Below are 23,444 nucleotides of genomic sequence, written 5' to 3' on the forward strand. Positions count from 1 at the left end.
AATTTTCTAAATAGATAAAAATACTACTTTTTATTAGCTTCATTCGAGTGCTTTTTCTGCTATTTAGACCGGCGAACAACTGATATGATACAAAGAATATAAGCGCTTATATTCTAAATTAGTTAAAAAAGTTATTACTTCAATCTTCCTAGGATACTGTTTTTAAAAATACTGTCAAAAAATTCAGGAGGTATTTATGAGGTCTAAAAAAGGTGCACTTGCATGGATATTGGTTCTTGTTCTCTCCCTTATAACGGTCACATTCGTTGGTGCAAAGACATTGTATGAAACAAAACCAGTGCCGGCAAAAGAAAGACATGATATTTCTGAAATCATTCATCAGAGTAGTAAATGGGAAAAGGTTGCTACAGGTAATGGATTCATGGAAGGTATTAACTTTGATCGTAAAGGAAACATCTGGTTAGTTAGTCCGACAACTGGTGAAATCCTAACTATTAATGACGACAAAGTTAAAACCGTTTTAGGGGATAAAGATAAATTAATGCCAATTGGAGCAAAGTTCCACAAAGATGGTCGTCTATTTATTACGGATGGTAAAGGAGAACTTTATTCTTACAATCCCGCTTCTGGTGAACGTAAAACTGTTGTCAATTCTTACGATGGAAAACCTTTAAACGGTTTAAATGACCTTGTTTTTGATGAAACTGGCGGACTTTACTTTACTGAGCCAATGGGTTCTAGTGCCACTCATCCAACAGGCCGTGTCTTCTACTTACCTCCTGGCGAAACTGAAGCAATCCTCTTCTCAGAGAATATTGCATATCCAAATGGAATCGCAATTTCAGCAAATGGCCAGCGCGTCTATATATCAGAGTTTGATAAAAATCAAATTCTATCTGTACCTTCTGTAAATGCTGCAAATTCTCCTGAATCACCGTTTATTTTCGGTCGTTTTGAAGGTGGAATTGGTCCGGATGGATTAGCTGTAGATGCTGAAGGTAATCTGTACGTAGCCCATTTCCAAGCTGGAGAAGTTGTAGTGCTTGACGCCAATGGTTTTAAATACGGAACAATTCGCCTTCCTGAAGATGCAGGAACATTCGCAACCAATTTAGCTTTTTATGATGGTTACCTCTACGTAACCGAATCCTCAAAAAATGAGGTTTGGCGTATCCAAGTGAAAAAGAAGGGTCTGCAGCCATACGGGTTAAACTAGACGCTTCTAATAATGTTTCTTTGGATTATATAACCTTCTTCTCTTCAAAAAAACCACCTAATTCGTTGTGTATCAACAATTAGGTGGTTCTTTTCAAGTATCAATATATTTTTCGTAACGGTGGTACCACTTTAATTTAACGTTTTCCTTCTATTTCTTCATCTTCTCCCCAGCATTCCACTTCACCTATATTAGGTACGTTTTTCTTATAGAACACTGGATCTTTGCCTTGCTTGCGCTGATTTAAATAATCATTAACAACCGGTTTGGCTACTTTCCAAAGTTGTAGAATAGCAATTAAATTGATGATTGCCATAAAGGCCATAAATAGATCCGCTAAATCCCATACAACTTGTACTTTTGCAATTGAACCAAACATAACAAAAAGTACGACAAATATGCGGAATACTAATAAGCCCATTTTTGACTCTTTTATAAAACTAATGTTTGATTCACCATAATAGTAATTGCCAATAACCGTACTAAAGGCAAACATAAATACAATGATCGCTAAGAAGCTTCCTGCCCAATCACCTAAATTTCCAACTAAAGAGGCTTGCGTTAAATTAACTGAAGTTGCATCAGATTGAAGATATGCATCGCCTAATAATACGATTGCCGCAGTTGCAGTACAAACTACTAATGTGTCTATAAAAACACCAAGAGCTTGAATCAATCCTTGCTTAACTGGATGGGAAACAGCTGCAGTAGCTGCTGCATTAGGCGCAGACCCTATCCCTGCTTCATTGGAGAATAATCCGCGTTTAATTCCGTTCATAATTGCCGCACCAATCATACCCGCAAAAGCCTCTTCCAATCCAAAGGCAGACTTTATGATAAGAAGAAACACACTCGGAATTTCCGAAATATTGAGGAATACAACAATAAGTGCGATTACAATATACAAAATTGCCATAACAGGAACAACTATTTGAGTAAAGCTTACAATTCTTTTTAGCCCACCGAAAACAATAATCCCTGTTAAAGCAGCCAATACTAAACCTACAACAAAACGATTGGCACCAAAGCTCTCTTCAAAGGCAATGGAAATCGTATTTGCCTGGACGGAATTAAAAATAAAGCCATAAGTAATAGTAATGACAACGGCAAAAAGAATGCCCATCCATCTTTTATTTAAACCTTTTTCCATATAATAAGCAGGGCCGCCACGAAACAACCCAGTACTTTGATCTTTAACTTTATATACTTGCGCTAATGTACTTTCAATTAGTGCAGATGCCGCCCCGATGAGCGCAATCATCCACATCCAAAATATTGCACCGGGACCGCCAAGAGCAATTGCCGTCGCAACACCCGCAATATTACCTGTTCCGATACGTGAAGCCGCAGATATTGTAAAAGCTTGGAAAGAAGATATTCCTTTTTTACCCGACTTATCTGTTGGCGCCGCTTCTGTTATAAGTTTAAACATATCTTTGATTAATCGAAATTGAATAAACTTTGTTTTGAACGTTAGAAATATACCTGTCCCTACTAATAAAATTATTAATACATATGAATATAATATTGTATTTACTTCACCCAATATATTGCCAAACCAATCCATTGTTTCACATCCTCTATTTTTTCAACTTATTTCAGTCGGTATGTAGATTGTCCTACTCCATCAACTATAAAAACTCTTTATCTTCCCAAATATAAAGTCACTTCCCTACGCAAACCGTTGCCAACATATTTTTTTAATATATCATTATTACCCAATACTGACTTTTCCTATTTTATACTCACTTGAATTTTTAGTATACATTTTTATTGAGGTGCATTAATTTACCAGAAAGACAGTTATCCTCTCCCGCTCCTCTACATTTACTCTCGTTTATCTGCAGGTGTTAAATAATTTTCCTTTAAATAACACGCTAATTGTACTTTTAAAGCGTCCTCCTGTATTTGCAAAGAGATATTTAGCATTTGCTCAATCCGGTTTAAGCGCTGGTAGAGTGTGTTGGTATGGATGTGTAAATGCTGTGCTGTTTGCTGAATTGAACGGTTAAACTTAAAATAGGCCAGCAATGTTTCATATAGGTGGGTTTTGTTCGACTGAACTATTAACTCCCCGATTTGTTCATGTATGAAGTTTGCCAAATCTTGTGGCGGGATTTGTAAAACTAGCTGATTGAGTCCGATTTTATCATAGCTTGTAATTGTCCATTCATCACGAACATGTAAAAAGCGCAATGTTTGCAGTGCTTCCTCGTAAAGAGCAGAAACGGTCTGAAGTGTTTTATATTGTTTACTGATCGCACAACGGAAAATCGGCTTATGCTGTAACTGCCACTTTTTTTGAAGCCTCGAGAATGTTTCGTTTAATGTTGAAAGCATTATTGGCGACGGCACACCGATTAACAGAGTAATCTTGTTTTTTTCATAAAACAGTAATTTCCGTTCACCTGAAAATTGTTCTTTTAGGAGCGAAATGAATTGATGTAAATGTTGATCAATCGATAACATGTCCGTCGTTTGTTTGAACTCGATAATACATAGCCGGTAGTAATCCTGCACATCCAAATCCAAGTGGTACGCCATAGATACAATTGATTTTTGATTCGGTGCATCGATAATTTGATGGAATGTTTCCTGGATTCGTTTGTTATGGAGTTCTTGAATATTTTTGTTTCGTAAAATTTGCAGCGTTAATATATTGGCCCCCTGTTCCAGTGTTTGCTGATCTTTGTAGGAAATGATGCCTTTCTGTTCAATAATCATGCTCCCTAAACAAATATCCAAATTATAGAGAGGATAAACAATAAAGCTGCGGTCATTTTTAAGCCGGTATTCAAATGGACTCATTTTAAATAGTAATTGTTTTTTTATTTTTGTTTTGGTGTGATGGGGAATTAACAGAACCTCTTCAAAAAACACATCATCATTTGCATCATAAAAACCAATTGGCAATTGCGTTAAATTTTGCAGTTCGTTTAAAATGACGGATATTGATTCATTTTGCAATAGCAATTGATTTAATCTGGCATGCACATCATAGCGTTGTTTAAGAAGGGCATGCTTTGTTTCTAATGCCAGAGATAATTCGTGCGCTTCTTTTACTTTTTCAATCATTTGTTCATAATACTGGGCTTTTTGAATTGCCACCCCTACCTGATCGGCAAAGGCTTGAAAAAATAATAGATCTTCTTGTGTGAGGTCTCTTTTCTTTTGGAGTTGGTGAAGGATCATGATGCCAATTGGCTTAGTATCTACAGTTATCGGTACACACAGCGCCGCTTGAGGAACATGTGCACTCTTTAAAATTGTCCGTAAGTTACGGGGGCTTACATTTTGATGGTACATAGCATCCATAATTTCATCGTAACTGTTAAAGAACTCACCGATTCCTGTCGCAAATACACGACCAGTGATGGCTTCATTTGGCCTTGTTTGAAATTGCTCAATAAGAGGCGGAAAATGAATATAGGTTTTAGGAATAAGGCATTGTTTTTGTTCATCAAAAAGCATTAAATACCCGGCATCCGCTTCAGGAATAACATCAAGTGCATGACGCATGATTGTATGTAATACTTCATCAATATGGAGTTTGGAAGTAATTGTCCGGATACTTTCCACGAGGATAGATAACTGTTTATTGGATAGTGTTAATTGACGTAGAATTGCTTCTTGTCCATCTGACATAGACATTCCCCTCTCTCTTAAATATATAGAATATTCCATAATTTTATTTATAAATATAGAGGATTACACATTGTTTCGCAATAAGGAAACAAAGTATAGTGTAAAAAACTGAATTGTTCGTCAATTAAAAGGAGGGGTCTTATTGAACTTAGCATCAGAAATTATGGATCATCCGGTTTTATGGGTTTTAGCATTTGTCGTTGTGCTCATCGTGATTTTCCAAGCAATTGTCTTTATACGTATTTCGAAAAAAGTTGCACCGGAAGTCGGCTTAACGAACAAAGAAGTCACTTCAATTATTCGAACAGGTGCAATTAGTTCACTCGGTCCGTCATTTGCCATTATCATCGTTGCCATTTCTTTAATTACTTTAATTGGTGAACCAACAACAATGATGCGAATCGGTATTGTTGGTTCAGCACCAATCGAAACAGTAGGAGCAAGTCTCGGGGCCGAAGCAGCTGGTGAACAGTTGAGTGACAGAAACTTCTCAGCACAAGCATTTACAGCAGCGGCGTGGACAATGTGTTTAGGTGGCATGGGCTGGTTGCTTGTAACAGCTTTATTCACGAAATCACTTGGCCGTCTTCAAAGTAAGCTAACAAGTGGTGACGGCAACCGGGCAAAGTGGTTAAGTGTCGTTTCTACTGCAGCAATGATTGGTGCTTTCGGCTATTTTGGTGGGGGCCAGATTGCAAAAGGCATGAATGAGACGATTATTTTTATAGTCGCTTTAGTTGTAATGCCGGCTATTATGTGGGCGGCACAACGTTTCAACCAAAATTGGCTCCGTGAATGGTCGCTAGGATTAGTTATTTTAATCGGTATGAGCGTCGGGTATTTCTTAATTTAATAGAAGGAGGAAGATTAAAATGGTCGTTTTAGAGCGTCACACTGCAGTTGCTTCACCTACAAAAAGCGAGGAAAACTTTGCAACGTTTCATAGTCAAGCGCATTTCTGGGGTCGTCTTACTATTTGGGGTGTCATCATTTGTACGATTGCCCTTCCCCTCTATTTATCATTTGGCCTAGGGTATCATCCAGGCTGGTCTGTTATATTAACAGGATTTTTAAGTTACGGGGCCGTTGTAGCAATCATCTGGTTTGTCGAACCAATTAGCTATTACCCTATTTTAGGTGTATCGGGTACGTATTTGGCCTTTCTAACAGGTAATATCGGAAATATGTGCTTACCTAGCGCATCTATAGCACAATCCATCGTAAAAGCAGAACCAGGAACGCGCAAAGGTGAAGTTACAGCAACGTTAGCGATTTCTGCAGCTTCAATTATGAATACAACAATGTTAATTGCTGTGATTTTAGGTGGTTCTTACTTAATTAATGCGCTGCCGGAGTCGATCCGTGCCAGCTTCAGCTTTGTATTGCCGGCAATTTTTGGTGGAGTGCTCGCACAGTTTGCCCTTAATAAGCCTGTTTGGGGGATCGGTGCAATCGGATTAGGTATTTTCGCGGCGCTTGGACCTATTCCGCCGTCGTTTCAGACATTTATTTGTATTGCTGGAACAGTCATCTTTGCCATAATTCTTGAAAAAATGAAAGGGAGTGAACAAGCATCATGACAATTAAACAACAGTTAATGGATAAGCTAGTAGCTAGGAACGATGAGATGATAGCGATTCGCCGTCATCTGCATGAAAATCCGGAACTTTCCTTTGAAGAACAGCAAACGGCGCAGTATATCGCGGATTTCTATGAAAATAAAGACGTTACGATCCATCGTAATGTCGGCAATGGCTACGGAATCATTGTAGAAATTCAAGGCCGTCATCCCGGTCCTGTCATTGGAATACGTGCAGATTTTGATGCTTTACCAATCGAAGAAGAAACAGATGTCCCATTCAGATCGAAAAACCCTGGTGTCATGCATGCTTGCGGTCATGACGGTCATACCGCTTATTTGCTTATTTTAGCGGACTGCCTTATTCAATTAAAAGATGAACTGCACGGAACAGTTAAAATTATTCATCAACATGCAGAGGAAAAACCCCCCGGTGGTGCCAAAAGTATGGTGGCTTCCGGTTTGCTTGATGATTGCGAAATTATTGTCGGAGCACATTTATTCCCAACATTTAAAGTCGGGCATATCGGTTACCGTGCTGGCGCTGCAATGGCCGGCCGCTCATTTTTCAAACTTGTTGTCCATGGTACAGGAGGGCATGGTTCGTCCCCTCACCTGGCAAATGATGCGATTGTCGCAGCCGCAAATTTTGTAACGACAGTACAAACGGTTATTAGCAGACGGTTAAACCCGTATGATATGGGTGTCATTACAATCGGTTCCTTTGATGGGAAAGGTACGTTCAATGTTATTAAAGATGCCGTAACACTTGAAGGTGATGTCCGATATATGAACGACGCAGTTCACGCTACGATTGAGCAGGAAATTAAGCGTTTAGTGAATGGTTTGGAAGTACAGTTTAATGTTACCTGTACGCTTGCATACGAAAAGGATTATCCGCCGTTAGTAAACGATGTAGACTTAACAAACTTTGTTGTCGAGACATTGGAAGCTTCGGTACAGGAAGAAATCATCACCGTTGAAGAAGCGCCTTTATTCTCTGGTTCCGAGGACTTTGCCTATTATGCACTTGCAAAGCCTTCCACTTTTTATTATATAGGCTGCCAACCGACGTATTTGGATGTACCTTATATGAACCATCATCCGAAGTTTGATATTGATGAACGGGCACTATTAGTTGCAGCAAAAGCTGGCGCTGAAGTCGTTGCTAAATATTGCTTAAAGTAAAACCGCCGAAATGCCATTATTCTCTGTAGGAGGAAATGGTATTTTTTATTAAATAAATTTCTTCTAACTAGTTAGTCATACATACACCCCTCTTCAAAATTTCATACGCTATAGGAATTACAGGAAAAGGATGTTTTGCTGTGGTTCAACTAGATGAATATATAATCACGATTCTTGGAAGTACGGGGGGTGTGGCGAAGTCGGTCCTATCGATTTTAAATTACTCAGCTGCCGATAAAAATGATCCCATCCATCAAGTTATTGTAAATTCGAAGCTTTATTTAATCGATATCAATCAAAAAACAATGGATTACTATCATCAACTGTTCCCTAATTTAAAGAATAAAATAATTGCCGTTCAATTTAATTTGAATGACCTTGATCAATTTACTGAACATTTACGGTCCACCAGCACCAAACTAGTAATTGACGTATCCTGGGCTGATACGATTGAAATGGTCGAATGCTGCAATAAGCTTGGCGTTCATTATATCAACTCGGCCTTAGAAAACACTGCAGTTGATCTAGACGAAAGCTTGTATGGCTTTCCGCTTACTGAACGGTATACCCGGTTCGAAAAAAAGAAAGAGGCCTTTACCAATACGAGAGCTATTATCGGCTCAGGTATGAATCCCGGTGTCGTGCAATGGATGGCGATTAAACTATTGAAGGATCATACGAGTGACCCACCTCAAGCTTGCTATATTTTTGAGCATGACAGTTCTTTTTACAAAGACGAAAACCTTGTCGATCCTAAAACGATATATACAACATGGTCTGTTGAATGTTTTCTCGATGAAGCCATTTTAAGCTATCCTATGTTTGTCCGCAATCAGATTCCACTCTACATGTACGATCATGTGTATGCGACCGAATTTAAAATTACGTTAAGAGATCGAGAATTTTACGGATGCCTCATGCCCCATGAAGAAGTACTGTCATTAGGAAAACTATTTGATTTTGAGTTGGGCTTTATTTATCGGGTCAATGAACATACAACGGAACTAATCCGAAATAATTTAGATGATGTGGATGACCTTTGGAATTGGAAACAAACGTTAATCGACCCTGCTGAAGGGGAGGTTGAAGGAGAAGATCTTGTCGGGGTTCTTTTAGTTTACGAAGATAAGGAAATCTATATGTATAACACGATGAAAAGTGAAGATATATTCGAAAAATACAACACGAGTGCCACATACTTTCAGGTAGCGTGCGGAATATATGCAGGTACCGCAAGTTTACTATTAGATACGATTCCTTTAGGTGCCTATTATGTCGATGAGTTATTAATGAAGACCGAAAGTAATTACGGAAAATATTTAGCTTACTATATGCAGGATTTTGTTTTTGGCGAGAATAACAGCTCGGATGGATTATTGCACCAAAGAATAAAGAGAATTAAATAATCGTATTAGATTTGTGAAACAAACCATGTAGAAGTAATTTTTCTACATGGTTTTCTAATGAAATGGACTCCGCAAAACAACATAAAATTCACGTGCATCATAGCCTCTAAAAAAGACGAAAGCCTATTCCAAATAGAAAGTAATAACATAAACATATTAAAACAATCTGATTTCAAGGAAATAGCATAACCCCCACTCAACAAAGCGTTTGAATGGGTTTACTTTTAAGGAGGAATAACAAAAATGATGCACCCGGATACAGAAATTCAATTTGTCAGTGAGCAGGTAGGCGTCGGTGTCTTTGCAACAAAATTAATACCAAAAGGAACGATTGTCTGGATTAAAGATGAGCTTGACCTAAGGCTGACAGAGGAGTTTATTGAAAGCCTTGGTGAATTGCAAAAAGCGGATGTCTACAAATACGCGTATTTAGAATCTGACGGAATCTATGTTCTTCATTGGGATCATGCAAAATATATGAATCACAGTTTCAATCCAAATTGTGTCGATACAGCATATAATTTCCAAATGGCTGTGAGAGACATTCAACCTGGCGAGCAATTAACATGTGATTACGGAACTTTGGGAGATGATGAGGAATTTGAATGCATCCCTGAGGAAGGTACATCAAGAACAAAAGTAACGGCAAATGACTATTTAACCTATTATGAAGAATGGGATGAGATGGCACGGGAAACATTCAAATATTTTAATGCAGTAGAGCAGCCGTTAAAATATTTAATCGACAAACAATATGTTAATAAAGTGAATGCTGTTGCGAATGGCGAAGCCTTAATGGATTCCATTCTCAAGCTATTCATAAATTAAAAAAAGAAACTTCAGAACCCCTTTAAAACATGAAAACCGCACTTGTTTAAAGTACGGTTTTCCAATCGAGCATTTAATTATTTAAATGATTAGTCATCAAATTTCATGCCTTTTAATAAATCAGCAAATGCGTTATTAATTGGCTCTGCTTCTTTTTCTTGCTGCTTTAAATAATTTTGAACACTGCGTTTATCGACTTTACCGCCGCCTTCTTTTTTACGGCGTGCTTCAAATGCGGATAATTTTTCGCGGTAACCGCATTTGCATACGAAAATCTGGCCGTCTCCTTGTCCGTGCAGCTCCAACTTTTTCTTACACTGCGGGCAGCGAGCATTCGTTACGCGTGAGACGTTTTTGCGGTGACCACATTCACGGTCCTGGCATACGAGCATTTTGCCTTTTTTCCCGTTTACTTCAAGCATCGGCTTTCCGCAATCCGGGCAGGACTTCGTTGAAATATTATCGTGCTTGAACTTTTTATCGCTGTTTTTAATGTCAGCAACGATTGCTTTCGTGTGCTGCTTCATTTCATTAATGAAGACATCTTTTTTCAGCTTGCCTTTAGCAATTTGCTCAAGCTTTTGTTCCCACTGTGCTGTCGTTTCCGGAGATTTCAGTTCATTCGGCACTAAATCCAGCAGCTGGCGGCCTTTTGACGTAATATGAATATCTTTTCCACGCTTTTCAATAAGGAATGAATTGAACAGTTTATCAATTATATCAGCACGTGTTGCAACAGTTCCTAATCCGCCAGTTGACTTTAATGTATCGGCAAGTGCTTTATTTTGCGTATTCATATATTTCGCCGGATTTTCCATAGCTGTCAGTATCGTTGCCTCTGTAAAACGCGCTGGCGGTTTCGTTTGACCTGAAGTTTGGGCTAGTAATGATACGTTTAGCACTTGTCCTTTTTCAAGGCGCGGTAACAGCTGTTCCTTTACATCTTCTGAAGTTTCCTCGTCATCAAAACGATTCGAGTACACTTCTTTCCAACCGGCAGTAATTACCGTTTTACCGCGTGCGATAAATTTCTCTTTCCCGATTTCGGCTTGAACTGTTAACTGCTCATACTCATGTGCAGGGAAAAGAACTGCAAGGAAACGCTTTACGACTAAATCGTAAATTTTGCGTTCTTTATCATTAAAATTCGCAAAGTTTACATATTCTTCAGTCGGAATGATTGCATGGTGATCCGAAACTTTACTATCGTCAACAAACGATTTGTTTGCTTTAATCGGCTTTGTTATTACTTTGTTCGCTAAAGTACGGTATTCTCCTACTGCACATGCTTTAAGACGTTCAGGCAATGTGCTGACAATATCAGATGATAAATAACGTGAATCTGTACGCGGGTATGTGAGCACTTTATGTGATTCATATAGCTTTTGCATAATATTCAGCGTTTCTTTTGCCGAGTAGCCGAATAATTTGTTTGCATCACGTTGTAATTCAGTTAAATCATATAGTCCTGGTGAGAACGTCTTTTTCGGTTTACGTTCAATGTCGATTACTTTCGCATTTTGCTTATCCAGTGTGTTGACGATTCGATCAACCTTTTCTTTATCGAAACTGCGCGAATTGCCGTTTTGATCTTGCCAAGTTAATTTCAGCTCTTTCGTTTGGGCTTCAATCCCATAATACGTTTGAGGATTAAAATGCTTAATTTCATCTTCACGGGCCGCAACTATTGCGACAACCGGGGTCTGTACACGACCTGTATTAAGCTGTGCATTGAATTTCGTAGATAATGCACGACTTGCGTTCAGCCCGATATACCAGTCGGCTTCACTTCGGGCAACCGCTGCATAATATAGATTTTCATATGCTTTCCCCGGCTTTAAATTCGCAAAGCCTTCTTTAATTGCTTTATCGGTAACAGATGATATCCATAATCGTTTAACCGGCTTATTTACTTTTGCACGTTCAATAATCCAGCGTGCAACTAATTCCCCTTCGCGACCTGCATCAGTTGCAATGATAATTTCTTTGACATCATTACGTGTAAGCTGTGATTTTACTGCATTGTACTGTTTGCTTGTTTGCTTGATCGTTGTTAATTTCAGACGTTCAGGCAGCATCGGTAAATCGGCTAAATCCCACTTCTTATATTTCTCATCGTAGCTTTCCGGATCTGCCAGCGTTACTAAATGTCCCAACGCCCATGTGACGATATATTTGTCTCCTTCTAAAAATCCATTACCTTTTTTATGACACTTCAGCACATTTGCAATATCGCGTGCTACTGAAGGTTTCTCTGCTAATACTAAGCTTTTAACCATTGAAAACAATCCTTTCGTAACTCTTTGAACCAACTATACCATACATTAATAGTGCCAAGATGTATTTGAATTACGACTCGTTTTTGGAATAGATTTTAAGATGTCACAGAAAATTTGTTATAAGAATATAATTTGATGTTTAGCTTTTAAAAAGCTGGGGTATATTAGTATTAAGAAACAAAATTATTCAAATAAAACTTAAAAATTGTTTGTGGTTAGTTGATTGTGAATATGTTCTTTGGTAAAAGGTAAAAAAATTATTTGTATACATAAATTTTTACTTATTATTCCTTTAATTCAATAGTAAAGTACTATTAACTCGATATATTCAACTCATACTTTCCCTTCATTTGTACGAAAAATCAAAATTTTCTTCTTCTTTTCGAATATTTTTAGTAGACATTTGGATAATGTTGTTATACAATAAACTTAATTAAATTGCTTAAGCTGTTTACGATCAATTCACATATTAAAAAAGTGAACGTGTACGCTCCGCTCCCTTTTTTAATGTGTGAATTTTTTATACATTTAGCAATTCAATTAATTAATTTTTTGGAGGTTTTCTCTCATGCAACAAGGTACAGTAAAATGGTTTAACTCAGAAAAAGGTTTCGGTTTCATCGAAGTTGAAGGCGGTAACGATGTATTCGTACACTTCTCAGCTATCCAAGGCGAAGGTTTCAAAACTTTAGACGAAGGTCAAAAAGTTGAATTCGACGTTGAAGAAGGCAACCGTGGCCCACAAGCTACTAACGTTACAAAACTTTAATTCTAACGAATTAAGTTCACATAGTTAGTTGCAAGAAGCATACTCTATCGGGTATGCTTCTTTTTATAGTTTCATAATGATAAAAAACAGCTGTGCCAAAGTTTAACTTACGGCACAGCTGTTTCTATTTCCAAACCTATTGTACGTTTCTTGAATAATATAATCGATATGATAACAGCTACTATTGGAAGCTGGGGACATCACGAGACCGCGTAACATATTGGCTTGCCCGTTCGTCTGTGTTAATTGAGGGGCTAAAATTTTTATTGCTTCTTTCCCAAACTTCATTTGCAAATTTTGAACCTCTATAATGTTTGCCATTATTTGTTCCTCCCTTGATTCGTTGTTACCTTTAATTAATGGAGAATAGAAATGACGGCATTATTTCGACGGTGAATTGTCGCAAAATGAAGGTGTTTGGTGTTATAGATCGATAAAATACACGGGCTATTTCCCAGGAAATCTATATTCCGACAATTTCTTTTACCTCCGTAAGCTTTGTGCGAGATAATGTTACTTCCGATTTGTTTGTACCTTGAAGGGATAAGCTGTAAATGTTGCTGGTCCACGTAATTATTTCCCTTACTTTTTGTAAATTGAAAATATAAGATCGGTACACCCCAAATGGTGCAACCGCTTCTCAAGTTCACTCAAAGTGAGCGTGCAAGGGTACCCTTCTCGAGAACATATCCCCCTTTTGTCCTTCTCCAAATTCACAAAATAAGAAAAAGCTATCACTCGGATTTCTCCATGCAATAGCTTCCCTAAATTTACTTATAAAATTTCCGCTAAACGTTTAATACCCTCTTCAATAATTTCAGGTGTTGCATTTGTATAGTTCAGACGCAGTGTATTTACCGATTCTTTATCTGTGTAAAATGGATTTCCCGGCACGAATGCTACTTTTTTCTCCATCGCTTCCGAAAACTTATCAAGCGCATTTACACCTTCCGGAAGAGTTACCCATACAAACATACCGCCTTCAGGTTTCGTATACTTTACATACGGCGGGAAGTATTTTTCCATTGCATCCAGCATTGCATCAGCCTGTGTTTTGTAGAGCGCTATAATTTTTTCAACATGCGCTTCATACTCATTCGTCGTTAAATACTGATGCAAAATATATTGTGCGAAAATGTTTGTATGTAAATCCGTTGCCTGCTTCGCTGTTTCGACATGATTCAGCAGTTCATGGTTTTTTGTCAAAATATAACCTAGGCGCATACCAGGTGTAACCGTTTTTGAAAACGAACCTAATACGACACTGTTTGTCATCTTCCCTGCCGCGATATATGGCAGATGTTCCCCAGTAAAACGAAGCTCCCCGTATGGATCATCCTCGATAAAAATGACATCTTGATCTTTTACCGCTTCAAATACTTTTTCACGGCGCTCTTTCGTATACGTTAACCCAGTAGGATTTTGGAAATTCGGAACTGTGTATACCATTTTCACATTTGGCTGTATCAGTGCATCCTTCAACTGTTCTACATTCAGCCCTTCTGTTTCCAGTGTTACACCGTAGAAACTTGGTTCACGTAATGTAAAAGCCTGGATCGCTCCTAAATAGCCGGGCTCCTCAATAACAACCCCGTCCCCTTTGTTCAGCAGAACTTTAGAAATAAGTTCCAATGCCTGTTGTGATCCTGTCGTAATAAGTACATCATCTGCTGTATAATTTAAATTCAACTGCTTGTTATTATATTTTTCTGCAATATACTGACGTAGCGGCAAATAGCCTTGTGTCGTAGAATATTGAAATACCTTTGCACCATTTGCATCAATCGCATCATTTACCGACTGCTTTAACTCGTCAATTGGAAATGAGATTGGATTTGGCAAGCCTCCCGCAAATGAAATGACGTCGAATACATCCGTAACTTTTAAAATATTTCGAATGAATGATGACGGTGTTTTTAAAATACTATCAGAATATTGCATAGTGAATTCTCTTCCTTTTTGTAATTTTCAAAAAATTTTATCACTTTTTAACGGAATAAACAATAGGCATGTACCATTTTAGAAGATACATGCTTATTGCTAGTAAGTTAATGTCATGAAGCTGTTATTCTAATCAATTACTTAACAGAAATTATGCCAGCCTTCGCTTTCTTCCTACTAATAAATAGTAAAGCGGGATACAGATAAGTATTAGCGGAATCATCGATACGAATATTGTACGGTATGTTGTATAAGGTTCAATCATCCCTAAAATAAATGGCCCGACACCTAATCCTAAATCATATAAAATAAAGTATGTGGATGTTGCTAAGCCAAATCGATGTGGCTCCGTTACTTTAACTGCAATCGTCTGGGCAATGGAATTGAAGTTTCCGTAGCCAAAGCCAATAAGGACGGCTGCCAATAAGAGCATCCATCCTGCTGATGCCTGACTAAACAACAGCATTCCAATAGCGAAAACAGCTAGACATGGATAAACAATAATATTTGGGCCACGCACATCCATCAATTTCCCGGTAAATGGACGTGAAATAACGACAACCCCCGCATAGGCTAAGAAAAAGTAGCTTGCCGCTTCCACTAAATTAATTTCTCTTGCATAAAACGTAATGAACGTCATAATTCCCGAGTATGCAAAACCAATTAATAAGGCAATAAATGAAATCGGAAGCGCTTTTGGTTCAATGAATTTTTCCAGGAATGAAAGCTTCTCTGCCTGATGCCCATTTTGTTTATTTGGTTGTGGTAAAGAAATTTTAACAAAGAAATACGCGATTAGTAATATAAGTGACAGCGCGGTGTTCATATAGAAAATGACATCAAAGCCATTTTCAAGCTTCAGCATAAACATGCCGACAAACGGCCCAATTGCTGTTGCCAAAATTGCGCTTAAGCTAAAGTATCCAATTCCTTCCCCTTTACGTGATGCCGGTAAAATCGTAGCAACAATCGTTCCTGTCGCTGTTCCGACCGTTCCGACAGCAATCCCTTGTAATAAGCGGACGATCAATAAATAAACAACGCCCCATTCTATCAAATAAAGTGTTGTTGTTACGAAAAATAAAATAAGACCAATTAAAAGCATCTTCTGTGGACCGCTACTGCTGATGAGACGTCCTGCCCCTATCCGACCAATCAATGACCCGATAATAAAAATACTCGAAACAAGTCCTGCAATACTTGTAGAAACTTGGTACGTGTCTACTGCATAGCTTGAAATGGTCACCATTAGTAGGAAGAATATTAAGATTGCAATAAAATTAATGATCGATACAATGATAAAGTCCTTCGTCCAAATTGGTTCTTTTATTTCCTTCATTCTAGCCCTTCTTTCAATATCTTCTCCATATCAGACAGCGCTTTTTTAAAAAGCTCCTGTTGTTCGTCTGTCAGGTTACTTAATAGCTGATTTTGTAGAAATTTAATTTCCGGGGAAATATTTTCATACAATCTTTCTCCCTTTTCCGTCAAACTTATATATTTTTCCCGTCTGTCATTGCCTTGTTTCATTTGAATCAGCCCTCTTTGCGTCAACGTTTTAACATTTGCAGAAACAGTCGGCTTCTCAACATCCCAATATTTCGCGATCTGACTCATTGTTGCCAGTTCTTCATTCGCCAAATATTGCATCAAAGACCAGTTCGCATTGGACAGTTCATGCACTACCAGCATATTAGTAAGACGCTGCGTATAACGTTTATGCAAACGGTGCAATTGTAAAAAGAAAGTCATTTTAGATTACCTCCCTATTTTTTCTAAAATGGTTAGTTAACCTAACTAATTAAATAGAAATCTGCTTCATTTGTCAATCTTTTTTACTGGACCCAGTGGAATTTGACACGTAGTAGGTTGCTAAATTCTTTGGGAAGGCTGATAAATTAGATTATGCACTTACAAGAAAAAAAGAGGAAGCAATTCCGCTTTTTTGGGAAAAAAATGATAAATTACCGGTAACTCCACCTTTCTTTAAACTAAAAAACACGCTTTATAGCCTTTAAGACTACAAGCGTGTTTATCCATTCTAAAAGAATATTAATAATAAAATACCAACTAAAAAGCAGTAATATGTGAAGTAATGCAGCTTTCCGTTTTTCATGATCCCCATGAACCAGCGCATGGCGAAATATGTCATAAACAATGTCGCAAGGAATGTGACTGTATACGGAAGAGCTAAATCCATTTTGTTTGGCTCATCGAGGAAGTCTGTAAACCCTAATACGACACCGCCTAAACTCACCGGAATATACAGCATGAATGAGAAACGCAGTGCTGTTTCCTGTTTCATTCCGACAGCGATTGCCGAAATAATTGTCGCACCCGATCGGCTAATCCCCGGTGTTAATGCAACTGCCTGCCCAAAACCTACTAATAAGGCATCCTTTGCTGATAAATCCCCGTCACGTTTCGTTCCGCGTAAATTACGAATTAACCATAAGGCAATCCCTGTCACGAACAGCATAATCGCGATTGTCGTCATGCTAACATTATCTGCAATAACATCGCTCAGCAGAACACCTAAAACACCTGCTGGAATCGAGCCGATAATGATGTAAAGCGCAAAATTAAAGTCAGCACGGTAACGCCGATTACGTGTCTTAACAAACATTAGAAATCCAGTAATTAACCGAATAATATCTTCACGGTAAATAAACATAATCGCAATCAATGATGCCGTATTCGTTAGGATCGCGAATGTAAAGCCCTGTTCGCCCATTCCTAGAATTTCACTTACAATCATAACATGCCCACTTGATGACACTGGAATCGGTTCAGTTAAACCTTGGACAATACCGATAATAAAATGCTTTAACACTAAAATTAAATCAAAATTTTCCATTTGTATCTCCTAAAAAAGTAGTCCTCTTCTGTTAGACGCAAAAAGACGTCTAAATGTTCACTTCTTTACGATAATACTGTTCTCCGATGTGTGCAAGCGCTTTTGGCAATGTTCCGTCCGTTACTAAAAATAATTGACGTGTGGCACGTGAAGCAATTGTATACAGTAAATACGCATCCATCTCTTCTCTGTATACATGGGCATTGGCATCTGCTACAAGAACAGTCGTAAACTCAAAGCCTTTCGCCATATAGCCGGGCATGATGAGCAGCCCCTTCATATATACCTTCTGTTCTTCTGTAACGAGCTGAAGCTGTGGAAGAAGCGGTTTTAATTCGTTGTATAATTGTTCGCATGCCAGCTTATTTTTGCATAAAATAACGAAGCTTTCTTCTTCTTTATAATGCGAATCGACAAGGTGTGCAATTGTTTCGCGCACTGCATTAGTTTCGATAATTTGTGGCTTATCCCCTGATACACCAAGCGACTCGGTTGTCGTGTTGTTTAAAATCGCGCTCATAAAATCGGTAATTTCATTTGTCGAACGATACGATTTATTTAACTCGACTGCTTTGAAGTGCTTGGACAATGGACCTGCAAGCGAGTCCTTCATTTGCGGATGCACGACCTGGTTTTTATCCCCCAGCAACGTGTAATGCGCTTTTGGATGCATAGCTTTAATCGTCAGCAGCTGCAAATACGAGTAGTCCTGGATTTCATCAATGACAATATGTTTAATCGTATTATCTGTATACAAGCCTTTTACAACAGCTTGCATATACATGATTGGAGCCAAATCTTCGTAATATAATATGCGTTGTTTCAGTGTTTCAGTCGTTGTAGCCTGAATCGTTTGTGTTTTTAAATTATCATTTTGGTATGTTAATGAATGCAGATACATTTTGTTTAAATTTACAAACCCTAGCTGATGAATCGCACTTTCAAGTTTGCCGTACCTTTTTTGCAGCTTTTCATTTGCCTGCTGCTCGATTTCCTTATCTGTCCCGATATACGTATTGACCGACTTTAATTCCTTCATCAATACTTTGCGATCCTTTGTTTTTTCCTGCTCTATTTTTTCCAGCAGTACTGTACGAATTTTCTTCAATCGAAAATCAATATCCAATGCGCCGAACTTGTCGTAAAACAGATCCGTCAGTTTTTTGGCCGAAATGAACAGTTTTCCTTCAATCTTTAAATTATAAAACGGCATGCCGCTCTTCTTTAGACTTTCAATATATTTCAGCAGCTGCTTTACGTATGCATGCGAGCCTTTAAATGCATAGTGCTCGCGTTCCTCCTTGCTCGCCTTTTGAAGACGTTCAATATTTTCGTAGCTTGTTTCTGCTTTATAATAAGATAACTTTAAATCGCGCAACAAACGGTAATACGTCGTATGCTGAACATTGTCCTCACCTAGCTCCGGTAATACGTTCGAAATGTAGTCATTGAACAAATCGGACGGTGAAATAAGCAGAATACTGCGTGCATTCATTGTTTGGCGGTATTCATACAGTAAATAAGCAATTCGCTGCATCGCAACAGATGTTTTCCCGCTGCCAGGCGGGCCAAGTACGATTAAATTATCTTTATTAGATGAACGAATGACGATGTTCTGGTCACTTTGGATTGTTGCGACAATTGACTTCATCTTTTCTTTTGCCGTATCCGACAGCAGGCTTTGCAGCACTTCATCGCCTACATATATATCCGCGTCCAGCACTTGCAACAGCTCATCATACTTTACTTTATACTGACGGCGGCCTTGAATCGTAACCGGAATATATTCTCCATCCGGAATTTGATAGCGTGCCTTTCCGACCTTATTTTCATAAAAAAGGCTTGAAATCGGGGCACGCCAGTCATAAATTAGCACGTCATCCGTTTTTGGTTCGCGGAATGTCGATAAGCCAATATATAAATGTTCCCGATCGCCTTCTTCATTTTCAATTGAAATACGCCCGAAATACGGACTTTTATATAAAATTTGCATTTTGCTTAATTGTTCACTGGCATTCAGATACTCCCGTTCGCGCAATTGCATCGTTTGCAGCATTTGCGAAAACTGGATGGCACTTTCCCCTGAAACATCGTTAAACTCCGAAGATGCTTGTGAGCGTTCTTCAACAATGTCTCCTTTTTGCTTTTTTAAATGATTGGACTGAATTTTTATTTGCTGTTTTAGAAGAGCACTAATTTCTTTTAAGTGTGTCTCTTCCTGTTGCCATATCGTTTGTTCCACTATTGGTTCGCCTCCAAATGCTCCGGAAGTAAAATCTTCTCTTTACATAAATATTCATGGTACTTCAAAATGACGTTAGATTCAATTGAAACTATTTTGAGATTCCTCGCCATTACAAAATTTAACAATTCTATTATAGCATCTTCCTAACTTTAAATTATGTTGATTAAAGAAATATATTATACGCGGATTTATATTCATGAATTTTTTGAGGCGTGATGATGTATTAGCCGAAGGAAATAAAAAAGAAGCTTCCATATTAATGGAGGCTCCTAATCGTTATTGCATATCAACTGCTTGTTTTGATAATGTTTTTGTCATTTCACAATATTGAACGAATACACGTGCAAGTTCGCGCAGGCGGTTGTGCACATCTTCATCGATAATTTTGTTCTCTTTATCAAAGTGATCCGCATGTGTGTATACATAGTTTGGTGTAACTAGGCAGCGGAAGTAATCTAGGATCGGACGCAATTGATTTTCCAGTACTAAGTGATGCTGGTATGTTCCGCCATTACCGATGATAGCTGCCGGCTTGTAACGTAACGCTTTTGGTGGAATCATATCAAAGGCATTTTTCAGTACGCCCGGAATCGATGCCTGGAAAATCGGTGATGCGAAAATGTAAGCATCTGCTTCTTCAAATTTTTGAATCATATTTTTCATATCATCATTTAGCGGACTGCCGTCTAAAATTTGATGCTGTAATTTTGAGAAGTATAAAATCTCTAATTCTAGCGAAGGGTTGAAAGCTTGAATATATTTTTGAACCTGTTCCAAAAGAACGCCGGTTTTACGACCAAAAATGGTTCCATCGACAAGTAATATTTTCATAAATGTTCCTCCATGTAAATCATTGTACTCATATTGTATCAGAATAACATTGCGTTTTAATAGGTAGTTGCTTAGTAAAGTTAAATTTCAGTCTTTCGTCTTACATTGTTATATCGGGAAATGAATTTGAATAATTTTCCAAACCGCAATGTAAAGATTGGTTCCCCACTATTTACCTTGCCCATCAATTTTCAGACGTCCCTCTTCGTCCTCACTATTTACTGGCGGCAATGTGTCTTCTTTGTATTTATCCCAGTTAAAGGTCACTTCTTCATCGGCTAAAGCTTCTCCCTTTTCGATAATGGGCATTTGCATTTCCAGTAGCTCATCGGATAAGTAAATTGATACTTTTTGCTCTTTTCCGTGAAGCGCGATTACTTTCATTGCCAATGCTATTTGCGTTGCTGGTATGGAATGCAGCTTTTTCAGCGGTCCGACTAAAATCGGGTTAATTACCTTTAATACCTTATCGCCAATCGTTTCTCCTAGTCGGAATTCAAGGCGATTCCCTGTAATGAGTGATGGACGTACGATTGATAATCGAGGGAAATCCATTTTAATGAGTTCTTCCTCCAATTTTCCCTTTACCTGACTATAATAAGCAAGTGCCTTTTCATTTGCTCCCATTGCGGAAATAACAATGAAATGACCGACCCCGCGGTTTTTTGCAATCGCTGCAATCGTTAACGGATATTCAAAATCGACCTTTTCAAACTGCTGCTTTGACCCCGCTTTTTTCATCGTTGTTCCTAAACAGCAAAATACCTCATGAGCAAACTCAATATCCTTATCGGCAATCTGATCAAACTCGCACAGCTTTACAACTAATTTTGGGTGCGTAAAATCAAGCGGTCTTCTCGAAATAACGTTGACTGCAGCATACTCCTCACTCTCGCATAATAACTTCACAAGCGAAGAACCGACCAATCCTGTTGCACCTACAACCAACGCTGAGCGCATCGTTTTCATATGTTTCCTCTTTTCTTTATTTTGATGTATGTATATGTAGAAAACTCTCTCATTCATAATTTCGGTAATTCCGCCATATTTTATAGAGATAGTGGAAAGGATGGGATTTACGTGCAAAAAAGAAAAATTATATGGATTATCGAGCATTGTGAGATTAAAGGAACTTATCCTTTTGAGCGTGCAGTAACCTTGGCAAATCTGTTGCAGGATGAAGAGGTCGTTCTCTTTGTGAAAACTGCAAATGAACAGCTTCTTGATAAATTGGCCCAAACAGGCTTAAATATTGTTCAGTTTGAACGTTTTATCGAACTCAGAAAGAAAATTCGTGAATTGGAGCCTCATTTAATCATCCATGAAGGCAAAGATACCCAAGTTGACCAAATTGAAATGATTAAACCGTTTTGCCCGACGATTGTTCATTTTGATGATTTTGGCATGGGTGCACAACTTAGCGACTGTCATATTGTTTCATTGTTTGGGGAATCCCATGAAGAGTCGCATACACATGAGCTTGCCGGCAGCTATGCGTTTGCCGTACCGCCAAATTTAGAAAAAGTCGCACATCAAATCCTTGAAAAACCCGATAGCTCAATTAAAGAATCACTTCCGCATATTGTTGTCGCATTTGAAGATGGGGATAGCAACAATCTGACTTACCGTACTTTACGCCACTTAACCCAACTGCAAATCCCATTAAAAATTTCAGTTGCGATTGATGATGACTATCATCATGACATCGATAGTCTAAAAATGATGGCGTTAAGCCGAAAAAATACCGTCATCGTTCAAAAACCTGATGCCCTGCTCGAGTTGATGCCGCAAGCAGACTTGATTATTTGCAATGCCAACTATACGCCATATAAAGTGGCAGCAGCCGGAATTCCTTGTATTACAACGGCCCAACAGGATAATGAACTTAATTATGCATTTACACGCGAGATGAACGGCTTTATCCATATCGGGTTAGGCCGAAAAATGAAGCAGTCCATTATTCAAAATGCCGTGATGGAGCTCTTGCTTCATGAGCAGCGCCGTGAACGTGCTGTCCGCAAGCAGCGCAGTCTTGAAATTCTGACAAACAACGATATTCTGAAAAACCTGCTGCTTGATTTAGCTTATGCCCGTCATAATATGGCACATATTTAACTTAAAAAATTAGGCTTTCCCCATCACATATATGTATGCATTATGTTACAATACAAAGAGATTAAATTGATTCAGTAAATCAATTTAAAGCCTCTGGCAGATGTTACAAATTCGGTAAGGAGTTCTTAAAAGGAAGTCAGCCTAAAAGCGTCGCATCGTGCGACAACGTCTGACTGACCCACATCCTGTGGTCCTAAAGCCGAATTTGAACGCAATTATGCCAAGGCATAATTGATTATCCGCTTAAAAAGGAGCAATTAATGATGCAAACAAAAGACCAGCTTCAGCAGGAAATCGCTGAATTAAAGAATGATTACATCAATCTTCAAGGCGATATGGAAAAGCTAGAATCACTTGGCCATGCAGACTCAGTAAAACAAGCGCTCGCACGCCTTGAAAATATGGAAGCACGGCTAGCAGAACTTAACAAACAGCTCGCAGCACTTTAATGTTGCGGGTTTTTTTTGAGCAAAAAGCAAGGTAATATAATGCCGTTTTTGGTACTTGTTGATTCCCGTTCCGGCGGCTCCAATCAACTAAATTAAATGCTAATGTTATATTACTTTTTACAATACTATTTCTTA

21 protein-coding genes are annotated in these 23,444 nt (G+C 38.3%); 9 read left to right on the forward strand and 12 right to left on the reverse strand.

Annotation, left to right across the window (positions count from 1 at the left end):
* The first annotated feature begins 196 nt into the window (after nt 1–196).
* Nucleotides 197–1,177: an SMP-30/gluconolactonase/LRE family protein gene (locus tag ABS917_RS08350; RefSeq protein WP_350478576.1), complete on the forward strand. Its 981-nt coding sequence runs from the start codon at nt 197–199 to the stop codon at nt 1,175–1,177.
* A 136-nt stretch (nt 1,178–1,313) separates the two neighbouring features.
* On the opposite strand, the gene ABS917_RS08355 is transcribed toward ABS917_RS08350, so the two are convergent.
* The gene (locus ABS917_RS08355) at nt 1,314–2,744 is read right to left on the reverse strand and encodes an alanine/glycine:cation symporter family protein (RefSeq protein ID WP_350478577.1); all 1,431 of its coding nucleotides are present in this window, start codon (nt 2,742–2,744) and stop codon (nt 1,314–1,316) included.
* Between the two features lie 260 nt (nt 2,745–3,004).
* Entirely contained in the window at nt 3,005–4,822 is a 1,818-nt protein-coding gene (locus tag ABS917_RS08360; protein WP_350478578.1) for a helix-turn-helix domain-containing protein, read from the reverse strand.
* Between the two features lie 142 nt (nt 4,823–4,964).
* On the opposite strand from ABS917_RS08360, the gene ABS917_RS08365 reads away from it, so the two are divergent.
* The 5 genes from ABS917_RS08365 (at nt 4,965) to ABS917_RS08385 (ending at nt 9,823) form a co-directional block, all read left to right on the forward strand.
* A complete protein-coding gene (locus tag ABS917_RS08365; protein ID WP_350478579.1) occupies nt 4,965–5,675 on the forward strand; it encodes a DUF5058 family protein in 711 nt (236 codons plus the stop codon).
* A 19-nt stretch (nt 5,676–5,694) separates the two neighbouring features.
* Nucleotides 5,695–6,402 carry a small-conductance mechanosensitive channel gene (locus tag ABS917_RS08370; RefSeq protein ID WP_350478580.1) on the forward strand — a complete coding sequence of 236 codons (708 nt, stop codon included), beginning with the start codon at nt 5,695–5,697 and terminating at the stop codon, nt 6,400–6,402.
* On the forward strand, nt 6,399–7,589 hold the full coding sequence (locus ABS917_RS08375) for an amidohydrolase (protein ID WP_350478581.1): 1,191 nt from the start codon (nt 6,399–6,401) through the stop codon (nt 7,587–7,589). The genes ABS917_RS08370 and ABS917_RS08375 overlap by 4 nt, the downstream gene beginning before the upstream one ends.
* Before the next feature lie 140 nt (nt 7,590–7,729).
* On the forward strand, nt 7,730–8,995 hold the full coding sequence (locus ABS917_RS08380) for a saccharopine dehydrogenase NADP-binding domain-containing protein (RefSeq protein WP_350478582.1): 1,266 nt from the start codon (nt 7,730–7,732) through the stop codon (nt 8,993–8,995).
* A gap of 243 nt (nt 8,996–9,238) precedes the next feature.
* Complete coding sequence (locus ABS917_RS08385; protein ID WP_350478583.1) at nt 9,239–9,823, forward strand: SET domain-containing protein; 585 nt, start codon at nt 9,239–9,241, stop codon at nt 9,821–9,823.
* An 89-nt stretch (nt 9,824–9,912) separates the two neighbouring features.
* Here the strand turns inward: ABS917_RS08385 and ABS917_RS08390 are convergent, their stop codons facing one another.
* Entirely contained in the window at nt 9,913–12,102 is a 2,190-nt protein-coding gene (locus ABS917_RS08390) for a DNA topoisomerase III (RefSeq protein WP_350478584.1), read from the reverse strand.
* A 568-nt stretch (nt 12,103–12,670) separates the two neighbouring features.
* Between ABS917_RS08390 and ABS917_RS08395 the strand changes: the two genes are divergently transcribed.
* Nucleotides 12,671–12,871 carry a cold-shock protein gene (locus ABS917_RS08395; protein ID WP_008404655.1) on the forward strand — a complete coding sequence of 67 codons (201 nt, stop codon included), beginning with the start codon at nt 12,671–12,673 and terminating at the stop codon, nt 12,869–12,871.
* Between the two features lie 102 nt (nt 12,872–12,973).
* On the opposite strand, the gene ABS917_RS08400 is transcribed toward ABS917_RS08395, so the two are convergent.
* The 9 genes from ABS917_RS08400 to ABS917_RS08440 all read right to left on the reverse strand — a co-directional run bounded on the left by ABS917_RS08400 (nt 12,974) and on the right by ABS917_RS08440 (nt 21,714).
* The gene (locus ABS917_RS08400) at nt 12,974–13,192 is read right to left on the reverse strand and encodes a hypothetical protein (RefSeq protein WP_350478585.1); all 219 of its coding nucleotides are present in this window, start codon (nt 13,190–13,192) and stop codon (nt 12,974–12,976) included.
* Between the two features lie 142 nt (nt 13,193–13,334).
* Nucleotides 13,335–13,490, reverse strand: coding sequence for a LytTR family transcriptional regulator DNA-binding domain-containing protein (locus tag ABS917_RS08405; protein ID WP_350478586.1), 156 nt, complete (start codon nt 13,488–13,490; stop codon nt 13,335–13,337).
* Between the two features lie 155 nt (nt 13,491–13,645).
* Nucleotides 13,646–14,812: an aminotransferase-like domain-containing protein gene (locus ABS917_RS08410; RefSeq protein ID WP_350478587.1), complete on the reverse strand. Its 1,167-nt coding sequence runs from the start codon at nt 14,810–14,812 to the stop codon at nt 13,646–13,648.
* Between the two features lie 151 nt (nt 14,813–14,963).
* On the reverse strand, nt 14,964–16,151 hold the full coding sequence (locus ABS917_RS08415; protein ID WP_350478588.1) for an MFS transporter: 1,188 nt from the start codon (nt 16,149–16,151) through the stop codon (nt 14,964–14,966).
* Entirely contained in the window at nt 16,148–16,564 is a 417-nt protein-coding gene (locus tag ABS917_RS08420) for a MarR family winged helix-turn-helix transcriptional regulator (RefSeq protein WP_350478589.1), read from the reverse strand. Before ABS917_RS08420 ends, ABS917_RS08415 begins: the two co-directional genes overlap by 4 nt.
* Nucleotides 16,565–16,853: 289 nt before the next feature.
* A complete protein-coding gene (locus ABS917_RS08425) occupies nt 16,854–17,669 on the reverse strand; it encodes an undecaprenyl-diphosphate phosphatase (RefSeq protein WP_350478590.1) in 816 nt (271 codons plus the stop codon).
* A 49-nt stretch (nt 17,670–17,718) separates the two neighbouring features.
* Nucleotides 17,719–19,911 carry an RNA polymerase recycling motor HelD gene (gene helD / locus ABS917_RS08430; protein ID WP_350478591.1) on the reverse strand — a complete coding sequence of 731 codons (2,193 nt, stop codon included), beginning with the start codon at nt 19,909–19,911 and terminating at the stop codon, nt 17,719–17,721.
* Between the two features lie 279 nt (nt 19,912–20,190).
* Complete coding sequence (locus tag ABS917_RS08435; RefSeq protein ID WP_350478592.1) at nt 20,191–20,745, reverse strand: NADPH-dependent FMN reductase; 555 nt, start codon at nt 20,743–20,745, stop codon at nt 20,191–20,193.
* Nucleotides 20,746–20,913: 168 nt separating this feature from the next.
* The gene (locus tag ABS917_RS08440; RefSeq protein WP_350478593.1) at nt 20,914–21,714 is read right to left on the reverse strand and encodes an NAD(P)H-binding protein; all 801 of its coding nucleotides are present in this window, start codon (nt 21,712–21,714) and stop codon (nt 20,914–20,916) included.
* Nucleotides 21,715–21,825: 111 nt separating this feature from the next.
* Here ABS917_RS08440 and ABS917_RS08445 point away from each other — a divergent pair, with 111 nt between their 5' ends.
* Both ABS917_RS08445 and ABS917_RS08450 read left to right on the forward strand, forming a co-directional pair.
* Nucleotides 21,826–22,860, forward strand: a complete 1,035-nt coding sequence (locus ABS917_RS08445; RefSeq protein WP_350478594.1) for a PseG/SpsG family protein — start codon at nt 21,826–21,828, stop codon at nt 22,858–22,860.
* A 263-nt stretch (nt 22,861–23,123) separates the two neighbouring features.
* Nucleotides 23,124–23,309: an SE1832 family protein gene (locus ABS917_RS08450; protein WP_251689967.1), complete on the forward strand. Its 186-nt coding sequence runs from the start codon at nt 23,124–23,126 to the stop codon at nt 23,307–23,309.
* The last annotated feature ends 135 nt before the right edge of the window (nt 23,310–23,444 follow it).

It is taken from the genome of Solibacillus sp. (genome assembly GCF_040273735.1).
In the GTDB taxonomy this organism is placed as follows: Bacteria; Bacillota; Bacilli; order Bacillales_A; family Planococcaceae; genus Solibacillus.

Bases quoted from the DNA above. Each gene is read 5' to 3' on its own strand.
- ABS917_RS08400 (WP_350478585.1), bottom strand. From the start codon at position 13,192: ATGGCAAACATTATAGAGGTTCAAAATTTGCAAATGAAGTTTGGGAAA.
- ABS917_RS08415 (WP_350478588.1), bottom strand. From the start codon at position 16,151: ATGAAGGAAATAAAAGAACCAATTTGGACGAAGGACTTTATCATTGTA.
- ABS917_RS08395 (WP_008404655.1), top strand. From the start codon at position 12,671: ATGCAACAAGGTACAGTAAAATGGTTTAACTCAGAAAAAGGTTTCGGT.
- ABS917_RS08450 (WP_251689967.1), top strand. From the start codon at position 23,124: ATGCAAACAAAAGACCAGCTTCAGCAGGAAATCGCTGAATTAAAGAAT.
- ABS917_RS08350 (WP_350478576.1), top strand. From the start codon at position 197: ATGAGGTCTAAAAAAGGTGCACTTGCATGGATATTGGTTCTTGTTCTC.
- ABS917_RS08435 (WP_350478592.1), bottom strand. From the start codon at position 20,745: ATGAAAATATTACTTGTCGATGGAACCATTTTTGGTCGTAAAACCGGC.
- ABS917_RS08370 (WP_350478580.1), top strand. From the start codon at position 5,695: ATGGTCGTTTTAGAGCGTCACACTGCAGTTGCTTCACCTACAAAAAGC.
- ABS917_RS08390 (WP_350478584.1), bottom strand. From the start codon at position 12,102: ATGGTTAAAAGCTTAGTATTAGCAGAGAAACCTTCAGTAGCACGCGAT.
- ABS917_RS08355 (WP_350478577.1), bottom strand. From the start codon at position 2,744: ATGGATTGGTTTGGCAATATATTGGGTGAAGTAAATACAATATTATAT.
- ABS917_RS08425 (WP_350478590.1), bottom strand. From the start codon at position 17,669: ATGGAAAATTTTGATTTAATTTTAGTGTTAAAGCATTTTATTATCGGT.
- ABS917_RS08385 (WP_350478583.1), top strand. From the start codon at position 9,239: ATGATGCACCCGGATACAGAAATTCAATTTGTCAGTGAGCAGGTAGGC.
- ABS917_RS08440 (WP_350478593.1), bottom strand. From the start codon at position 21,714: ATGAAAACGATGCGCTCAGCGTTGGTTGTAGGTGCAACAGGATTGGTC.
- ABS917_RS08375 (WP_350478581.1), top strand. From the start codon at position 6,399: ATGACAATTAAACAACAGTTAATGGATAAGCTAGTAGCTAGGAACGAT.
- ABS917_RS08410 (WP_350478587.1), bottom strand. From the start codon at position 14,812: ATGCAATATTCTGATAGTATTTTAAAAACACCGTCATCATTCATTCGA.
- ABS917_RS08420 (WP_350478589.1), bottom strand. From the start codon at position 16,564: ATGACTTTCTTTTTACAATTGCACCGTTTGCATAAACGTTATACGCAG.
- ABS917_RS08360 (WP_350478578.1), bottom strand. From the start codon at position 4,822: ATGTCAGATGGACAAGAAGCAATTCTACGTCAATTAACACTATCCAAT.